General features: G+C 67.7%; 13 protein-coding genes. 5 read left to right on the forward strand and 8 right to left on the reverse strand.

Annotation, left to right across the window (positions count from 1 at the left end; translation table 11 throughout):
• Positions 1-56: 56 nt before the first annotated feature.
• Complete coding sequence (locus IFT63_RS14520) at positions 57-1,502, forward strand: FAD-dependent oxidoreductase (RefSeq protein ID WP_192084847.1); 1,446 nt, start codon at positions 57-59, stop codon at positions 1,500-1,502.
• Between the two features lie 19 nt (positions 1,503-1,521).
• Here the strand turns inward: IFT63_RS14520 and IFT63_RS17720 are convergent, their stop codons facing one another.
• Complete coding sequence (locus IFT63_RS17720; RefSeq protein ID WP_192084849.1) at positions 1,522-3,615, reverse strand: ATP-binding protein; 2,094 nt, start codon at positions 3,613-3,615, stop codon at positions 1,522-1,524.
• A gap of 141 nt (positions 3,616-3,756) precedes the next feature.
• On the opposite strand from IFT63_RS17720, the gene IFT63_RS14530 reads away from it, so the two are divergent.
• Positions 3,757-4,635 carry a methylglyoxal synthase gene (locus IFT63_RS14530; RefSeq protein WP_192084854.1) on the forward strand — a complete coding sequence of 293 codons (879 nt, stop codon included), beginning with the start codon at positions 3,757-3,759 and terminating at the stop codon, positions 4,633-4,635.
• A gap of 340 nt (positions 4,636-4,975) precedes the next feature.
• On the opposite strand, the gene IFT63_RS14535 is transcribed toward IFT63_RS14530, so the two are convergent.
• From IFT63_RS14535 to ttcA, 3 genes are read right to left on the reverse strand one after another with little or no spacing between them, the layout of a single operon-like run.
• The gene (locus IFT63_RS14535; protein ID WP_192084855.1) at positions 4,976-5,755 is read right to left on the reverse strand and encodes a SprT family zinc-dependent metalloprotease; all 780 of its coding nucleotides are present in this window, start codon (positions 5,753-5,755) and stop codon (positions 4,976-4,978) included.
• A 58-nt stretch (positions 5,756-5,813) separates the two neighbouring features.
• Positions 5,814-6,719, reverse strand: a complete 906-nt coding sequence (locus IFT63_RS14540; protein ID WP_192084856.1) for a recombination-associated protein RdgC — start codon at positions 6,717-6,719, stop codon at positions 5,814-5,816.
• Between the two features lie 12 nt (positions 6,720-6,731).
• Positions 6,732-7,619, reverse strand: coding sequence for a tRNA 2-thiocytidine(32) synthetase TtcA (gene ttcA, locus IFT63_RS14545; RefSeq protein WP_192084857.1), 888 nt, complete (start codon positions 7,617-7,619; stop codon positions 6,732-6,734).
• A 90-nt stretch (positions 7,620-7,709) separates the two neighbouring features.
• Between ttcA and IFT63_RS14550 the strand changes: the two genes are divergently transcribed.
• Positions 7,710-7,913 (forward strand): YdcH family protein, encoded by a 204-nt coding sequence (locus tag IFT63_RS14550; protein WP_042612082.1) that lies wholly within the window; start codon positions 7,710-7,712, stop codon positions 7,911-7,913.
• 72 nt (positions 7,914-7,985) lie between these two features.
• Here IFT63_RS14550 and plsB read toward each other — a convergent pair whose 3' ends face one another.
• Positions 7,986-10,619: a glycerol-3-phosphate 1-O-acyltransferase PlsB gene (gene plsB, locus IFT63_RS14555; protein WP_042612083.1), complete on the reverse strand. Its 2,634-nt coding sequence runs from the start codon at positions 10,617-10,619 to the stop codon at positions 7,986-7,988.
• Positions 10,619-11,587 (reverse strand): hypothetical protein, encoded by a 969-nt coding sequence (locus tag IFT63_RS14560; protein ID WP_192084859.1) that lies wholly within the window; start codon positions 11,585-11,587, stop codon positions 10,619-10,621. Before IFT63_RS14560 ends, plsB begins: the two co-directional genes overlap by 1 nt.
• Positions 11,588-11,858: 271 nt before the next feature.
• Between IFT63_RS14560 and IFT63_RS14565 the strand changes: the two genes are divergently transcribed.
• Together IFT63_RS14565 and IFT63_RS14570 are read left to right on the forward strand one after the other, a co-directional pair.
• On the forward strand, positions 11,859-12,674 hold the full coding sequence (locus IFT63_RS14565) for a serine protease (protein WP_192084861.1): 816 nt from the start codon (positions 11,859-11,861) through the stop codon (positions 12,672-12,674).
• A gap of 94 nt (positions 12,675-12,768) precedes the next feature.
• On the forward strand, positions 12,769-13,584 hold the full coding sequence (locus IFT63_RS14570; RefSeq protein ID WP_192084863.1) for a serine protease: 816 nt from the start codon (positions 12,769-12,771) through the stop codon (positions 13,582-13,584).
• Between the two features lie 41 nt (positions 13,585-13,625).
• Here IFT63_RS14570 and pyrF read toward each other — a convergent pair whose 3' ends face one another.
• Both pyrF and IFT63_RS14580 read right to left on the reverse strand, forming a co-directional pair.
• Complete coding sequence (gene pyrF, locus IFT63_RS14575; RefSeq protein ID WP_192084865.1) at positions 13,626-14,348, reverse strand: orotidine-5'-phosphate decarboxylase; 723 nt, start codon at positions 14,346-14,348, stop codon at positions 13,626-13,628.
• Complete coding sequence (locus IFT63_RS14580) at positions 14,345-15,265, reverse strand: 5'-nucleotidase, lipoprotein e(P4) family (protein ID WP_192084869.1); 921 nt, start codon at positions 15,263-15,265, stop codon at positions 14,345-14,347. The genes pyrF and IFT63_RS14580 overlap by 4 nt, the downstream gene beginning before the upstream one ends.
• Positions 15,266-15,299: the final 34 nt, after the last annotated feature.

Raw genomic sequence — 15,299 nt, forward strand, 5'->3', positions numbered from 1 at the left:
TCGGTAGTGCCGGTCGCTGGCCGGCAGCACCTCCAAGCCGAAAGGCAGAGCCCGCCATGAGTCGCAAGCACGCTTTCCAGTTCCTCGACCTGCCCCGGACGATGCCACAGCGCATCCCCGTGGAACTCCGCACCTCCGGCGACTGGGGCGAGCTGTACGGCAAGTTCGGCAAAGAGGAGGCGCAGTACCAGGCTGGCCGCTGCCTGGACTGCGGCAACCCGTACTGCAGCTGGAAATGCCCGGTGCACAACGCGATCCCGCAATGGCTGCAGCTGGTGCAGGAAAACCGCATCGAAGAAGCCGCCACGCTGTGCCACAGCACCAACCCGCTGCCGGAAGTGTGTGGCCGGGTGTGCCCGCAGGACCGCCTGTGCGAAGGCAGCTGCACGCTGGAGGAATTCGGCGCGGTGACCATCGGCGCGGTGGAGAAATACATCGTTGATACCGCGCTTGCGCGTGGCTGGCGCCCGGACCTGAGCGCGGTGGAGCCTACTGGCCGCACCGTGGCGGTGGTGGGTGCGGGACCGGCTGGCCTGGCCTGCGCTGACCGCCTGGCGCGTGCCGGCATTACCGCGGTGGTGTATGACCGCTACGAGCAGATCGGCGGCCTGCTGCAGTTCGGCATCCCCAGCTTCAAGCTGGACAAGGACGTGATCCGCAAGCGCCGCGAGGTGCTGGAAGGCATGGGCGTACAGTTCCGGCTGGGCGTGGAGATCGGCCGCGATGTCACCGTGGATGACCTGCTGCAGCGCCACGATGCGGTGTTCCTGGGCACCGGCGCCTACCGCTATACCGACGGCGGGCTGCATGGGCAGGACCTGAAAGGCGTGCTGCCGGCGCTGCCGTTCCTGGTACAGAATGCCCGCATCGTCAGCGGCGACAATCCGCAGGGCCGGCCGATCGCCGGCTGGGAAGACCAGATCAGCCTGCCCGACCTCACCGGCAAGCGCGTGGTGGTGCTGGGCGGCGGCGATACCGGCATGGACTGCGTGCGCAGCGCCATCCGCCTGGGTGCGGCGCGCGTTACCTGCGCCTACCGCCGCGATGAAGCCAACATGCCCGGCTCCGCGCGCGAGGTAGCCAATGCCCGCGAAGAGGGCGTGCGCTTCCTGTTCAACCGCCAGCCGTTGTCGATCGAAGCCGGTGCCGACGAGGAGGCGATCGGCGTGACCGTGGTGGAAACCCGGCTGGCCGAGCCCGACGCCAACGGCCGCCAGGCCGCGGTGCCGATCGAAGGCAGCGAATCGCTGTTGGAAGCCGACGTGGTCATCATCGCCTTCGGCTTCTCGCCGAGTGCGCCGGACTGGTTGTCCGCGCATGGCGTGGAATCCACCGGCAACGGCCGCCTGCAGGTCGGTGGCAAGGACCGCCTGCCGTTCCAGACTGCACACCCGCGGCTGTTTGCCGGCGGCGATGCGGTACGCGGTGCGGACCTGGTGGTGACTGCCGTGGCCGAAGGGCGCGATGCCGCGGCGAGCATCGTGCGCCTGCTGCTGGCATGACCCTGGGCGTGCACCCGCGTCAGCCTTCCAGCTGGCGCAGGTGCGCGATGCAGCGCTGCAGGCGGTCATGCAACTGGGCGCGCTGGGCGCGCGATGGCGCTACCTGCGCCTCGTTCAGCTCGCGCAGGTGGGTGGACAGCGCGGCCAGCCCCAGGCTGCCCACGCCGCCGGCCATGCGATGCAGCCGCTGCGAGGCCATGCGCTGGTCCGCGCGATGCCACGCGTCCTCCAGTGCCGCCCCGTCCTCTTCCAGGCTGGCGCGCAGCGTCTGTACCAGCTGGCGGGCGGCGTCCTCCGTACCGAAGCGGGCCACCAACGACGCCAAGGTCGGCGCATCGCTGCGTTCCACCCCGATGCAGGGTGCTGCGGGAGCAGCGCCAGCGGCCAGCAGCCCGGGCGCGACCTTGGCGATCGCATCGTGCAGCGTGCGCCGGCTGATCGGCTTGGCGAGCAGGTAGTCCAGGGCCATCCCCCGCATACCGTCGATATCGGCAGTCATGCCGATGATGGGCCCGGGCGCACGGCCCCGTTGCTGTTCTTCGCGGCGGATGTGCTGCACCAGCTCGGCACCGTTGAGGCCGGGCATCTGCTCATCGGTGAACAGCAGCCGCGCTGGGTCGCGGCGCCACGACGCCAGCGCCTGCAGGCCATCGGCGGCCACTTCCACCTCCAGGCCCATGCCGCGCAGCCACCACTGCATCAACAGCTGCTGGGTCGGATGGTCTTCGGCAACCAGCACGCGGGGCGATGATCCGCTGCGTCGCGATGCCTCAGGCCCACAGCCAGGAGCGGCCCGGTTATCCGCCACGGCATCACCGGCGAGCGGCACCGGGGCGTGCTGCAGTTCCAGTTCGATTTCCACCACCGTGCCCTCCCCGGGGACACTGCGCAGGGCCAGCGTGCCGCCCATCACGGTGACCAACTGGCGGCAGATGCCCAGTCCCAGCCCGGACCCGCCATGCTGGCGCGCGGTGGAGCGCTCGGCCTGGGCAAACGGCTCGAACACCGCCTCCTGCCGCTCCAACGCGATGCCCACCCCGGTATCGGCCACGACCAGCCGCAACCGCTGCGCGTGGGCGGTGTCTTCGACCGCCTGCAGGGATAGCGATACACCGCCGTGGCGGGTGAACTTGATCGCATTGCCGACCAGGTTGAACAGCACCTGTCGCAGGCGGGTGGCATCGGCCAGCAACTGCGGGGCCACCCGTGCTCCGACGCGCTGGTGCAGGTACAGGCCCTTGGACTGTGCCACCGGCCGCAGCAGGGCCTCCACGCTCTGCACCAGCGCACGCAGGTCGACCGGCCCGTCCTGCAGATCCATGCCGTCGGCGCGTCCTGCGGACAACGCGACAACGTCGTCCAGGATGCGTGCCAGCATCGACGCGGCGTCGTCCAGGGTGGCCATCACCGCACGCTGGTGCGCGTCCAGCGGTGCACCCCGCAGCCGTGCCAGGCGTTGCAGCAGCACGTGCATCGGTGCGCCGATCCCCGTCCCCAGGCTGGAGACCATCTGCGCGCGCTCGGCCGCATCCGCAGCGGCCTGCGCATGCGCGCGGAGGATCGCCTGTGCACGGGCGTCGGCGTCGGACACGTCCATCCAGTAACCCGTCCAGCACTGCTCGCTGGATGCCTCCAGGCTGGGCCATGCCTGCATGGCGACATGCCGTGGCCCGCGTACGCCTTCGGCGCTGAAACGCAGCGCTAACGGGCAGATGCGACGCACCGCGCGCAGCAACACCGACAGCACCCGCTTCTGGTCAGCGGCATGGATGGCGGCAAGGATGCGCGAAGGATCGTCCTGTAGTTCGCGCGGCGATGCACTGAACAGCTGCGGCGTGTCCCCGGCCAACAGTTCGATGTGGATCCGCCCGTCGCGCGCGCGGCGCGCCTGGAACACGACCACCGGCAGGTTCCTGGATACCTCGTCGATCAGTCGCTGCACGTCACGGCTGCGGCGCACTTCATCGCGCAGCCGCCAGTAGCCGTTCGCCTGCACGAGGGCGATACCGGCAAGTGCCAGTAACAGGCCCGCAACGACGAGCGGCCCCCGCGTCGGCGCCGGCAGCATGAACGATCCCAGGGCGAGGCAGACGGTGACAACGCACGGCGCCACGAAGGTGTCCTTTTCCGCAATCCAGGATCCACCGACGCTAGCAGGCTCATCGCGGGGCACCATCAGGATTGCTGCATAAACGACGACGCCTGGCGTGATCCAGCGCATACACTTCGGCAGTGCCCTCTGGAGAATCTCCGTATGCGACTTGGACTGGCCGCCAACCGGCTGCACCACCATGATGGCGAGGCGGCCCTGTTCCGCTTCCTGCGCGCCAGTGAGGCGGGTCTGCGTGACCTGCAGTGTTCGCTGCATGCGGTGGGCCGCACCTTCGATGCGATCCAGCAGCATGGTCCGTTGCGGGGCGATCCGCTGGTCCGGCAGTATCCGTATGGCCGCGACGGCGGGCTGATGAAACTGGTGGCTGAGGTGGTCGGCATGGGCGCGGAGCGCAGCCTGGACGGCGCCATCTATCTGATCGACCCGGTCGACCCGTCATCGATTTTCCCGGAGGCGATCGCGCTCAAGCGCCAGTGCGTGATCCATGCCAAGCCTTTCATTTCCACCGTGGCCAGCGCGCGCGACTGGGTCGAGGTGGAGCGCCTGCACGCTGGCTTCCCCGCCGATGCGGCCGCGGACGACCTGCACCGGTTCGAAGGGCAGACCCTGGCGCTGATCGCGCACGATGCGATGAAGCCGGCAATGCTGGCATTCGCCGACGAGCACTTCGCCGTGCTGTCGCGGTTTGCTTCGCGGATAGGCACCGGTACCACCGGCCAGCGCTTGAACGAACTGGCATGGAGCCGCGGCTGGCCGGCAGATACGCCGTGGGTGACGCGCTACCAGAGTGGGCCGATGGGCGGTGATGCGCAGATCGCCGACCAGGTGCTGGAGGGGCGCTGCCAGCGCGCCGTGTTCTTTGAAGATCCGCATGTGGCACGGCAGCATGAGGCCGACATCCAGCTGCTGGAGCGGGCGGTGACCACGGTGACCGACCTGGCGGTGTGCATCACGTCGCCGCGGGTGGCGGCGCGATGGGCTTCTGCGGCGGCGCTGCGTTTTGAAGCTGGCTGCGTGTGAGGCGCCTTGATCTACGTGTGAGGCGCCGGGTTCCATGTGGGAGGCGCCGGGTGGGCAGGCCAGGCAGGACACGCCGTGAATCCTTCCATGGAGGCTCGCTGTTCGCATCCATGCGAACAGACGGTCCTGCCTGACCTGCCCACCCGGCGCCCTGACGGTTTACGTGGGTGCCCGGCGCATGGGGGATAAGGTGGAATGCGTGGGCAACTGCTGTGGCCCGGTGCAGCCGGCTGCGGTATTTGTGCTGTGCAGGAGCCCCCTTGTTGTTCAAGGGGGCGCGCCGAAGGCGGGGGGATAAGGTGGAATGCGCGGGCAACTGCTGTGGCCCGGCGCAGCCGGGTTACAGCAGTTGCCTTAGCATTGCCTTCAATCTGCGGCCTTCCTGTTGGAAGTAGTTGCGTTGTTGGCGCCAGGCGGGGAAGCGTTGTTCGACTTCGTGCCAGAACGCGGGGGAGTGGTTGGCCTGCAGCAGGTGGCAGAGTTCGTGGACGAAGACGTACTCGAACGCTTCCGGCTTGCCGAGGACCAGTGCCAGGTCCAGTGCCATGCTGCCGTCGGGGGCCAGTGATCCCCATTGCGAGGACATCACCTTCAGCCGGATACGCGTCGGCGCGCGTGGCAGGCCAGGCAGGTAGCGCGGCAGCCAGCGTCCTACGTCGGCGCGCGTCTGCGCTTCATAGAACTCGCGCAGCAGGCGCTTGAGCGTGGTCGGCGTGGCGCGCGCCGGCCAGTGCACGCAGGCGCCCTGTTCGTCTATTTCCAGCTTGGCGTAGCGTGCTTCCTGCCAGCGCAGCGGAATCAGTTCGCCGCGCAGCGGCAGCAGTCCAGGCTCGCCCGGCACAAGCGGCGGCGGCATGCGATCGGAGCGGTAGTGCTGCAGCTGTTCGGACAGCCAGCCACGGTGCTGCTCAAGGAACCGCTCGCCGGTCTGCAGGCTGGCACGCAGCGGCAGCGTCAGCCGCGCACCGCGCTCGTCCACGCTGAGCTTGATGCGACGCGCACGCGGATCACGCACGCGCAGCACATCGATCTCCGCATCGTCCAGCCGCAGTCGCACGGTATCGCGCTGCACGGTGGCACTGGGCGCAGGGGACAGCAGGCGGCGGAGCAGGCGACTCATGCCACCAGCATACGCCGCCACGGGCGGCGCGATATCAGCAACGTCCGCCGCACCCTGTTCAGTCCGCCTTGCTCAGCTTGAAGGCCTCTTCCAGCAGCAGGAACAGGCGACGGATCTCGGCGCTCTGCAGCGCAAAACGCGCATCCAGCTCGGCACGACGGCCGTCATCATCCGAATGCTCCAGCTGGTCCAGTGCGCCATCGAGGAACTTCAGCTTGCGCACGATCAGGTCATCGCCAATCACGAAGGACAGGTTGTCTTCGAACACCAGGGCCAGCTTGGTGACCTGCTTGCCCGCGTCCAGGTGCTTGTCGATCTCGTCGCAGCGCAGTTCCTGGTGCTGGCACTTGACCACGGCACCGCCCTCCACCGGGTCCTTCATTTCGCACTCTTCGCCCAGCGACAGGCCGGTCGGCAGCGGTTCGCCGGCGATCCAGCCGGTGAGGATCGAACGCGGCGCCACTTCGGCGTTCAGCGGCATCGCCGGGAAACTGCCCAGCAGCCCGCGGATGTCGGACATGAAGTACTCGGCGGTCTTGCGGCTGGAGCAGTCCACCGCGACGTAGCCATGCTTGAGGTCGATGAAGGCATCGTTGCGCGAGTTCTTGACGAAGGCGCGCGGCAGCAGTTCGTGCAGCAGGTCGTCCTTCATGCGCTTGCGTTCGCGGCCGCCGGGACGACGCCCTTCGTTGGACTCGATTTCCTCCAGCTTGCGCTCGAGCAGGTCGTTGACCACCGCGCCGGGCAGGATCTTGTCTTCACCGCCGACGGTCAGCCACAGGTGCTCTTCGATGCGGTGCGAGAACTGTTCTTTCTCTTCGCGGCCGAACGGGGAGATGAAGCCACGCGAATTCATCTCAAGCGGGCCGACCGGCTTGAGCAGGGCATTCGGCAACTGGGCGTCCACGTTGGAGAAATCGGTGGCGGTGGGGAAACGGAAGAAAGTCAGGTTGCGAAAGAACATGGAATTCCGGATTCAGGAGTGAAGGGCGCCGTAGCCATCGTCGGCCAACGGCGTCTCAGGAGGTGCGTCGCGGTGGCGACGCTCCAGGGAATGAAAATCAAACAGGTTCGGGTCCGCCAGCTGCGACGGTTCCACGCTGGCCAGTGCCCGGGCGATCTGGTCCACGCGCCCCGGATGGTCACTATCCCACTGCGCCAGCAACTGGCCTATCTGGCGACGCTGCAGGTTGGGTTGGCTGCCACACAGCGTGCACGGGATGATGGGGAAGCGGCGTGCCTGCGCGTACTGGGCGATGTCCCGCTCGCGCACATAGGCCAGCGGCCGGATCACCACGTGCTGGCCATCGTCGCTGCGCAGCTTGGGCGGCATGCCGGACAGCTTGGCATGGTGGAACAGGTTCATCAGGAACGTCGCCGCCATGTCATCGCGGTGGTGCCCCAGCGCGATCCGGGTGAAGCCATGGCGGGCGGCATGCTGGTACAGCGCGCCACGGCGCAGCCGCGAGCACAGCGAACACTGCGTGCGCCCTTCGGGAATCACCCGGCTGACCACCGAATAGGTGTCCTGTTCGATGATCTGGTACGCCACCCCCATCCGCTCCAGGTACGCCGGCAGCACATGCGCGGGAAACCCCGGCTGCTTCTGGTCCAGGTTAACCGCGACCAGCTCGAAGGGAACCGGCGCCCTGCGCTGCAGCTGCAGCAGCATGTCCAGCAGGGTGTAGCTGTCCTTGCCGCCGGACAGGCACACCATCACTTTGTCGCCCGCCCCGATCATGCCGTAATCGGCGATGGCCTGGCCGACCTGCCGACGCAGCGCGCGCGCCAGCACGTCCGCCTGCGCGCCGGCCTCGCGGGGTACGCGCGGCAACGGGTCGGGCAGGGACAGGACGTCGGTCATCGGCCCATTCTACCGGCTGGCATGCGCGCTTCGGAGGCCTAGCGAGCGGCGGTTCTCCCGGTGGTCACCCGCGCTGTGTATGCTCGACGGGTGGATATCTACACTCCCGCAGAAATCACCGAGCGCCTGCTCGCGCTGCGCGCCGACCACCGCGCGTTGGACGAACGCATCACGCGCATGGCGGCCAATGGCGAAGACGACCTGGAGTCCAAGCGGCTCAAGCGTCACCGGCTGCAGCTGAAAGACTGCATCGCGCGGCTGGAAAGCCTGCAGATCCCCGACGAGCCGGCCTGAGCCCTCCTGGTGGGTGGCCCGGCCTGGGGCCTTCCGGTGGGTGGCGACCGTTGGTCGCCACGCCCTGCCTGGTCAGTCCTGCGGCGCGGTTTCTTCCGGCCGGGCCGCTTCCGGGCTCACCCGTTCAATGGTGTGGCGCAGTTCGCGGCCGAGGATGAACTTGGCATCCTTTGCCCAGCCGTCCAGGCGCTCGTCGAACAACAGGCGGCTGTTTTCGTCCGGCCAGACCAGCCGCAGTTCGCGCAGCTTCTGGATGAATCCACGGAACAGGGTCTTGTCGAAGAACTCTGGTGCCGCCGGCGCGTACAGCAGGCTCAGCCGCTGCGCGGCCTGCTGGCAGAGGCTTTCCAGTTCCGCCGCGCCCAGCGTGCCGGGACCATTCTTCACCAGCACTGAAATGGCAATGTAGTAACGCTCGAATGCCTGCTGCAGGGAGTGGCCGATCGCGCGCAGGCGGAACACTTCGTCGGTCTGCCCGGTATTGCGCGACAGCACGCCCCCCTCATCCTCGCCGACCTGCTGAAGCAGGCCCTCGCGGATGAACAGGTCGATGGTCTGCTCGATGCGCTGGCCGAATTCGTCTTCGGTCCACGGCAGGAACAGTTCGGCCTGCAGGAAGGGGTACACCGAACGCCCCAGCCGCACCAGGCCGGCGCGGCCCATGCGGCGGTTGTTCTGGAAACAGCACGCGACCCACGACGAAGCGGTGAACAGGTGCAGCACGTTGTTGCGGAAGTAGCTGAGCAGCACGGCAGTGTCACCGCTCACGCTCAGCACGTCGCCCAGCGGGTGCTTGACCCGGGTCAGCACGTTGATTTCTTCGGCGTGGGCGATGATCCGCTCCGGCGAATGCGGGGTGACCGTCACCCGGTCCGAGTACGGCATTTCCTCCAGCAGCGTCTTGCACAGCTGGATCTGCGCGATCAGGTCGGCCTCGCCCATGGCGTGCTTGGGCGTGGACAGCAGCGCCAATGCCAGCAGGTTGATCGGGTTGACGTCAGCAGCACCGTTGATGCGTACCTGGATGCGTTCGGCCAGGGTGTCCACGGTCGTGGACAGCCATGCCGGCTTTTCATCCTCGGCCACCGCACGACCATCCCACTCCGGGGCCTTTTCGGCCAGCACGTCGTTGAGCGCGATCGGCTCGCCGAAGTTCACCACCACCTGGCCGAAGTTCTGCTTCAGCACCTTCGGGATGCCCCACAGCAGCGACCAGATCGATTCCTTTTCCTTTGGTCGGCCGGTCAGCTCATCCAGGTAGCTGCTGCCTTCCATCAGTTTTTCGTAGCCGATGTAGATCGGCTGGAACAGCACCGGCTTGCGCGGCTGGCGCAGGAACGCCTTGAGCGTCATCGAGATCATGCCGCCCTTGGGCTGCAGCAGGCGACCGGTACGCGAGCGGCCGCCTTCGACGAAATACTCGATGGAGTAGCCGCCGGCGACGAGCTGGGCGACGTATTCGCTCAGCACGGCCGAATACAGCGCGTTGCCGCGGATCGAGCGGCGGATGAAGAACGCGCCGCCCTTGCGCAGCAAGGTGCCGACCACCGGCAGGTTGAGGTTGATGCCGGCCACGATGTGCGGCGGCACGATGCCGCGGTCGTACAACAGGTAGGACAGCAGCAGGTAATCCATATGGCTGCGATGGCTGGGCACGTACACCACCTCGTGGCCAGGCGCGGCCGCCTTGAACTTGTCGAGGTGGTGGACCAGCACGCCGGCGTAGATGCGGTTCCACACGTGGCTGAGCATGAAGCTGGCCGAACGCACCACCGGGCTGGAGTAATCGGCAGCGATTTCCCACGCGTAGGCGTGCGCCTTCTTCCACGCGTCGGCCGGCTTGCTGTTGTCTCGGCGGGCCTGGGCGGCAATCGCTTCACGCACCGGCTCGGCCTGCAGCACCTGGTCCACCAGCAGGCGGCGGGTGGACAGGTCAGGACCGATCACCGATTCGCGGATGCGGCGGAAATGCGTGCGCAGCACACGCTGCAGCTTGCGCACCGTGCGCTCCGGATCCAGCCCTTCATCCACCGTGGCCCGCAGCGAGATCGGTGGGGCGAAGCGCACGATGGTGCTGCGACCGTTCAACAGCACCGCCAGCAGGCGCCGGAAGCGTCCGACCAGCGCCCAGTTTTCGGAAAACAGCACGGCGAACCAGCCGCTCTGCTTGTCCGGCGCGCGTCCGACGAAGATCGACACCGGCACCAGGTGCACGTCCAGTTCGTCGCGCGACCGGTGCGCCTGCAGCACCTTGGCCAGCGAATCGGAGTGGGTCTTGGCGCCGCGCTGTTCGGGAATGATCGAATTGCTCGAACTGCGCCGTGACAGGGCCACGTAGGCGCGCTTGCGGCCGGTGGGATCACCGGGCAGCGGCACCAGGGGCGAGGGCAGTCCGGCCTGGCGGCAGGCCTTGTCCAGGATCAGCGCATTGGACAGACCGTAGTCCTCCAGCACGTAGACCACCGGGCGGCCGTCGTTGTACTGGCCGGGGTCCTGCGGTTCGATGTCCAGCGACAGCCAGGGCTCGAACAGACGACCCAGCAGCCGCGCCCACCACGGACGCCGGCCGGCGGCGGCGCGCGCGGCAACATGCGCCGGCACCGGGCCGTCGATCGTCATCGGGGACACCTGCGCCGTATCGGCAGGGGTCTGCTCAGGTTGTTCGCCGGGGAACGGCAGCGGATTCTGTTTCGACATCGGCGTCATTATGGCGTAGCCGCGGGCTTTTCATCGTCCCCGGTCTCAACAGGAAGTGCGATGAGCGCGGCGGATTCAGCTTCCATGGCCGCCTGCGCCGTGCGCGCGTTGCGCAACAGCGCGTCGGTATCGGCCAGCGTACGCGTGAGGTACCAGTGCCCCTCGCGGCGGGTCAATGGAATCTGCAGGCTGATTGTCTCTCCTGCCAACGGATACTGCAGGCGTACCAGGGCGTTGTCGCCCTGCTGGGAAAGTACCTCGCCGGCAATCCCGCGCATCGACGCGTCCAGATCAAGCCCATAGCTGGCCAGCACCGATTTCAACGTGGCGATGAACGGCCCCAGCCGTTCCAGGCTGGCAGCCATTCCCGCCTGCTGCAGCTGCTCATCGTTGGTGAAGCCGGTCGCGTTGGCGGCCTTGGTGAGCGCGGCGATGCTGGCCCGTGCCCGCGCCCGGTCGCTTATCGGCGCATCGGCCGCCCACGCCGCCAGCGTCTGCACCACCTGCACGTAGTGCGCCTGCTGGCTGGCGGTGAAGCTGGTTTCATGGCGCAGGTACTGCACGCCGAACAAGCCCATGGACTGCGCGGCCTGGCGCACGGCGGCCGTCTGCCCGGCCAGTTGCCGGTCGAAACTGCGCTGCAGGCGCTGGCTGCCATCGTCGGCGGAAAGGGCCTGCAACATCGGCAGCAGCTGGTCGTGCAGCGGCAGTTCGGTCAGCGGCCAGCGGCTGTGGCCCCGGCTCCACGCCTGGTCCAGTGCCGTGTACTGCGCCGGCGGTACCGACAACCGGGCATAGGCCACCAGGTCGTTGTCGGCAATCGCACGCGCCATCGCCTGCACCGCCGCGACGGGCTCGGCGGGCGGCAGGGCGGGATCGACCGCATCGCGCTGGCAGGCGGCCATCGCCAACAGCAGCATGGCAGCGCAAGCCCACCCACCCGCATGGCGCAGCGCGCGCCGTTTCGTCTTCGACATGATGGTTCGGACTCCCCAGACCGGCCTGCATCTTGACCGGTGTTGCCTGTCAGCAGCAAGACAGCGGCGGTTTCATACCCCCGACCGGGGCCACGGCATTGAAACATACTCGCTGCCGGCCGCGGGACGCCGCTCTGCATTCCGGCGTAGTACGGATGGCAGGGTGGGGCCATGTCGTTGCACCCGCCAGCTGTGACGGCGCGCAAGGACTAACCGGTTGGACTGGTCGCCCACTGGTGTCCGGCAATCCGCCGGATCCGAAGGCCGCATCATGAACCGCTATCCTGTTTTTGTCCTGGCCAGCCTGCTCTGCCTGCCCGCGGTGGCCTCTCCGCCGTCGCAACCTGACCAGGCCAGGCCGAACATCGTCGGCGGGACGGAGGTGGCCGACGGCGATAATCCGTTCCTGGTCAGCATCCAGCTTGTTCGCCGTGGCAGCACGCCGCTGGCCCGTCACTGGTGTGGCGGCACGCTCATCTCGCCCTCCTGGGTACTGACCGCCGCACACTGCGTGATAGGCAAGCAAGCCACCCAACTACGCGCGCGCAGCGGAGAGACCGACCTCACCGCGGGCACCGGGACGGACCATCATATCGCCGAGATCCACCTGCATCCCGCCTACGCCAGCACACGCAAGAGCGATGTCGCCCTGCTGCGCCTGGCGGCGCCGGTACCCGACGCGCCGATCATCGGTCTGCTCGGCCAGGAAGGCGTCGGCTTCGAAGTAGCGGGGCGGCTGTTGACGGTAGCCGGTTGGGGCAATCTGTCCTGGTCCGGCGACAGCCCGACGCGCATGCAGCAGGTCGACGTGCCTTTCATCAGTACCCCCGATTGCTCAGCCCTGTACGCAGGCCGTGCGACGGTTGACGCGGCCACCGAGATCTGTGCCAGCCAAGCCGGCCGCGATTCCTGCCAGGGTGATTCCGGCGGTCCGCTGTTCACCCGCGCCCCCGCCGGGGGCTGGGTCCAGCTGGGTGTGGTGAGCTGGGGGATCGGATGCGCTTCCGGCGGCTCACCGGGTGTCTACGCGCGCCTGGCAGGCCCAGGCATTGACAGCTTCATCCAATCGGTCTGGACGGGCGACTGAGCCGTCGCGCCGTCGCCTTGTCACCCTGTCGTCCTGTCGTCCTGTCGTCCTGTCGTCCTGTCGTCCTGTCGTTCCCACCATGGAGGAAAGACCCATGAAACGTGCGGTTTCCGCGCTGTTTGCCGCCACCCTCGCCGTTGTCTCATCCGCTGGATCGGCCGCGGAGGGAGTGCGGCCCGCCATCATTGGTGGCAGCGACGCCCCCGCCGGTGCTTACCCCTTCATGGTCAGCATCCAGGTCCCTGACATGGGCGACACGCCGCGCGCGCGCCACTGGTGTGGTGGCACCCTGATCTCACCGTCCTGGGTGCTGACGGCAGCGCATTGCATGGGCGTGACGGTGGACCAGGCCGTGGTCAGCGTAGGACAAACGGATCTGGACAGGTCTGAAGGCACCCTCCACCGGCTCGCGGAAATCCACTCACACCCGGATTTTTTCACGGGTGGGCCGGATGTGGCGCTGCTGCGCCTGGTGGTGCCGGTCAGTGGAATCGAGCCGGTCCCTTTGCTGGGGCCGGCGGGCAGGGAGTACGAACAGAACGAGAGGCCGGTGGTGCTGGCAGGTTGGGGGCTGGTTGAACAGGTCGGTGACGAGGTCAGGCAGGTGGGCCCACTGCAACATGTCCAGACGCAGATGGTCGATGTGGACCTGTGCCGCGCGCTTTGGGGTGGATCCGGGAGCGTGGATGCTGAGAACGACCTGTGCGCTGGCGGCAATTACCGGGACACCTGCTTCGGCGACTCCGGCGGCCCGCTGCTGGTCAAGGCGCCCGGCGGAGGCTGGTATCAGCTGGGAGTAACCAGCAGAGGCGGCCGCGTGTGTGGCCAGCCCGGCCATCCCGGCATCTACGCGCGGCTGGCCGGTGCGTCGGCGGACGATTTCATCGCCCGCACATGGGACGGTCGATAGGCCACCGTACGCCGGGCGTGCCCCCGGCGTTGGCGCGCCGCTCAGCGCCGCAATGCGGCGCTGATGTCCTGCTGGATGGCCCGTGCCGCCTGCTGTGGGTCGGCCGCCAGTCGGATCGGACGCCCGACCACGATGGCATCGGCGCCGTCGGCGAACGCCTCGGCAACACCGACCGTGCGCTTCTGGTCATCGCCTACCGGGCCGTCCGGGCGGATCCCCGGGCAGACGATGGAGAACCCGGCGCCGGTCGCGGTACGGATCGGCGCCGCTTCCTGACCGGAGGCGATCACGCCGTCGATACCGGCCGCCTTCGCCGCCAGCGCGCGCTCCACGACAACATCCACCGGTTCGCGGTCGATGCCCATCCGGGCCAGGTCTTCGCGCCCCATCGAGGTCAACACCGTGACCGCCAGCACGCGCATGTCGCCGCCAGCAACGGCCGCACAGGCCTCCATCATCGCCGGGTGCCAGCCATGGATCGTGCAGTAGCTCACCGGCCATTGCGCCAAGCGCTTGATGACCGCCGCGGCGGTGGCCGGGATGTCGAAGAATTTCAGGTCGACGAACACCCGCTTGTCGCGGCGCGCCAGCTCCTCCAGCACCTGGAAATACTCACCGGATGCCAGCAGCTCCATGCCGATCTTGTAGAAGCCGACACTGTCGCCCAGGCGATCCACCCACGCCAACGCCTGCGCGCGGTCGGGCACGTCCAGCGCGAAAATCAGGCGCTCGTCATCGCGCAGTGGCAGCGGTCCGCGGCTCACGGCGCATAGTCCAGCGCGGCACGCTTTGCATCGTGGCGGGCCTGGCGCGGCTGGCTGAAATCGTTGTTGAACTGCGCCGGCTCGAAGCCGCCGTAGGTCGGATTCGGCAACATCCACCAGCGCTCGCCGAACCAGTCGTGGTACTGCTGCAGCAGGGCATCGCGCCCTTCGTTGGTATTGGCGGTGACTTCGACGAAATCGCCGAGCTGGTCACCGAACTGCATCAGCACCCGGTACTGCTGTCCGGCCAGGCGGCGGCGGCAGTTCTTTTCACTGCCGGCCTGCTCACAGCCCTCCACCACGGTCCCCAGGCCGAGGAACACACTGTCGTCGGCAACCGGCAGGCCTTCGGCACGCAGGTTGGCCAGGGTGGCCTCCTTCAGGTGCACGGCGCGGTTGGAGATGTACAGCAGGGTGACGCCTTTCTCATTGGCCGCCCTGGCGAAATCAACGACGCCGGGAATCGCCTTGGCCTTCTTCTCGGCCACCCACTGGTCCCAGGTCATCTCGTCGTATTCCTTGCCATCGCGCACCAGGCGCGCCTGATAGGGCGAGTTGTCCAGCACGGTCTCATCCAAGTCCAGCACCACCGCCGGCTTCAGGCCCTTGGCATCGTTGCCGCGCTCATCCGGCACCAGGGCATCCCAGTGGGACTCCTTCAGCGCCGCATCCAGGCGGTCGGCGGCTGCACGGTAGGTCTGCTCGGTGATCGCCTTGTATTCCTGCGCACGCTGTATCCACAGCACCGCGTTCAGGTTGTCGTTGGCGCTGCTGTCCGGTGCAGTGGCAGCGCCAGCCGGCGTGGCGGCGCGGGCTTCTTCAGCGGCGGGCGGGGCGTCGACGCGCTTGCACGCGGACAGGCCGAGCACCGCGATGGCGAGCAGGGACAGGGAGAGAGGGGCGATACGACGACGCATTGGCTTCACCATGTTCAGATCCCCGCCATTTTAA

Origin of the sequence: Stenotrophomonas sp. CFBP 13724, assembly GCF_014841975.1 — a bacterium.
GTDB lineage: Bacteria > Pseudomonadota > Gammaproteobacteria > Xanthomonadales > Xanthomonadaceae > Stenotrophomonas > Stenotrophomonas lacuserhaii.

Excerpts from the sequence above, each read along its gene's own strand:
- IFT63_RS14520 (WP_192084847.1), top strand. The coding sequence starts at position 57 with ATGAGTCGCAAGCACGCTTTCCAGTTCCTCGACCTGCCCCGGACGATG.
- IFT63_RS14530 (WP_192084854.1), top strand. The coding sequence starts at position 3,757 with ATGCGACTTGGACTGGCCGCCAACCGGCTGCACCACCATGATGGCGAG.
- IFT63_RS14535 (WP_192084855.1), bottom strand. The coding sequence starts at position 5,755 with ATGAGTCGCCTGCTCCGCCGCCTGCTGTCCCCTGCGCCCAGTGCCACC.
- IFT63_RS14540 (WP_192084856.1), bottom strand. The coding sequence starts at position 6,719 with ATGTTCTTTCGCAACCTGACTTTCTTCCGTTTCCCCACCGCCACCGAT.
- ttcA (WP_192084857.1), bottom strand. The coding sequence starts at position 7,619 with ATGACCGACGTCCTGTCCCTGCCCGACCCGTTGCCGCGCGTACCCCGC.
- plsB (WP_042612083.1), bottom strand. The coding sequence starts at position 10,619 with ATGACGCCGATGTCGAAACAGAATCCGCTGCCGTTCCCCGGCGAACAA.
- IFT63_RS14560 (WP_192084859.1), bottom strand. The coding sequence starts at position 11,587 with ATGTCGAAGACGAAACGGCGCGCGCTGCGCCATGCGGGTGGGTGGGCT.
- IFT63_RS14565 (WP_192084861.1), top strand. The coding sequence starts at position 11,859 with ATGAACCGCTATCCTGTTTTTGTCCTGGCCAGCCTGCTCTGCCTGCCC.
- IFT63_RS14570 (WP_192084863.1), top strand. The coding sequence starts at position 12,769 with ATGAAACGTGCGGTTTCCGCGCTGTTTGCCGCCACCCTCGCCGTTGTC.
- IFT63_RS14580 (WP_192084869.1), bottom strand. The coding sequence starts at position 15,265 with ATGCGTCGTCGTATCGCCCCTCTCTCCCTGTCCCTGCTCGCCATCGCG.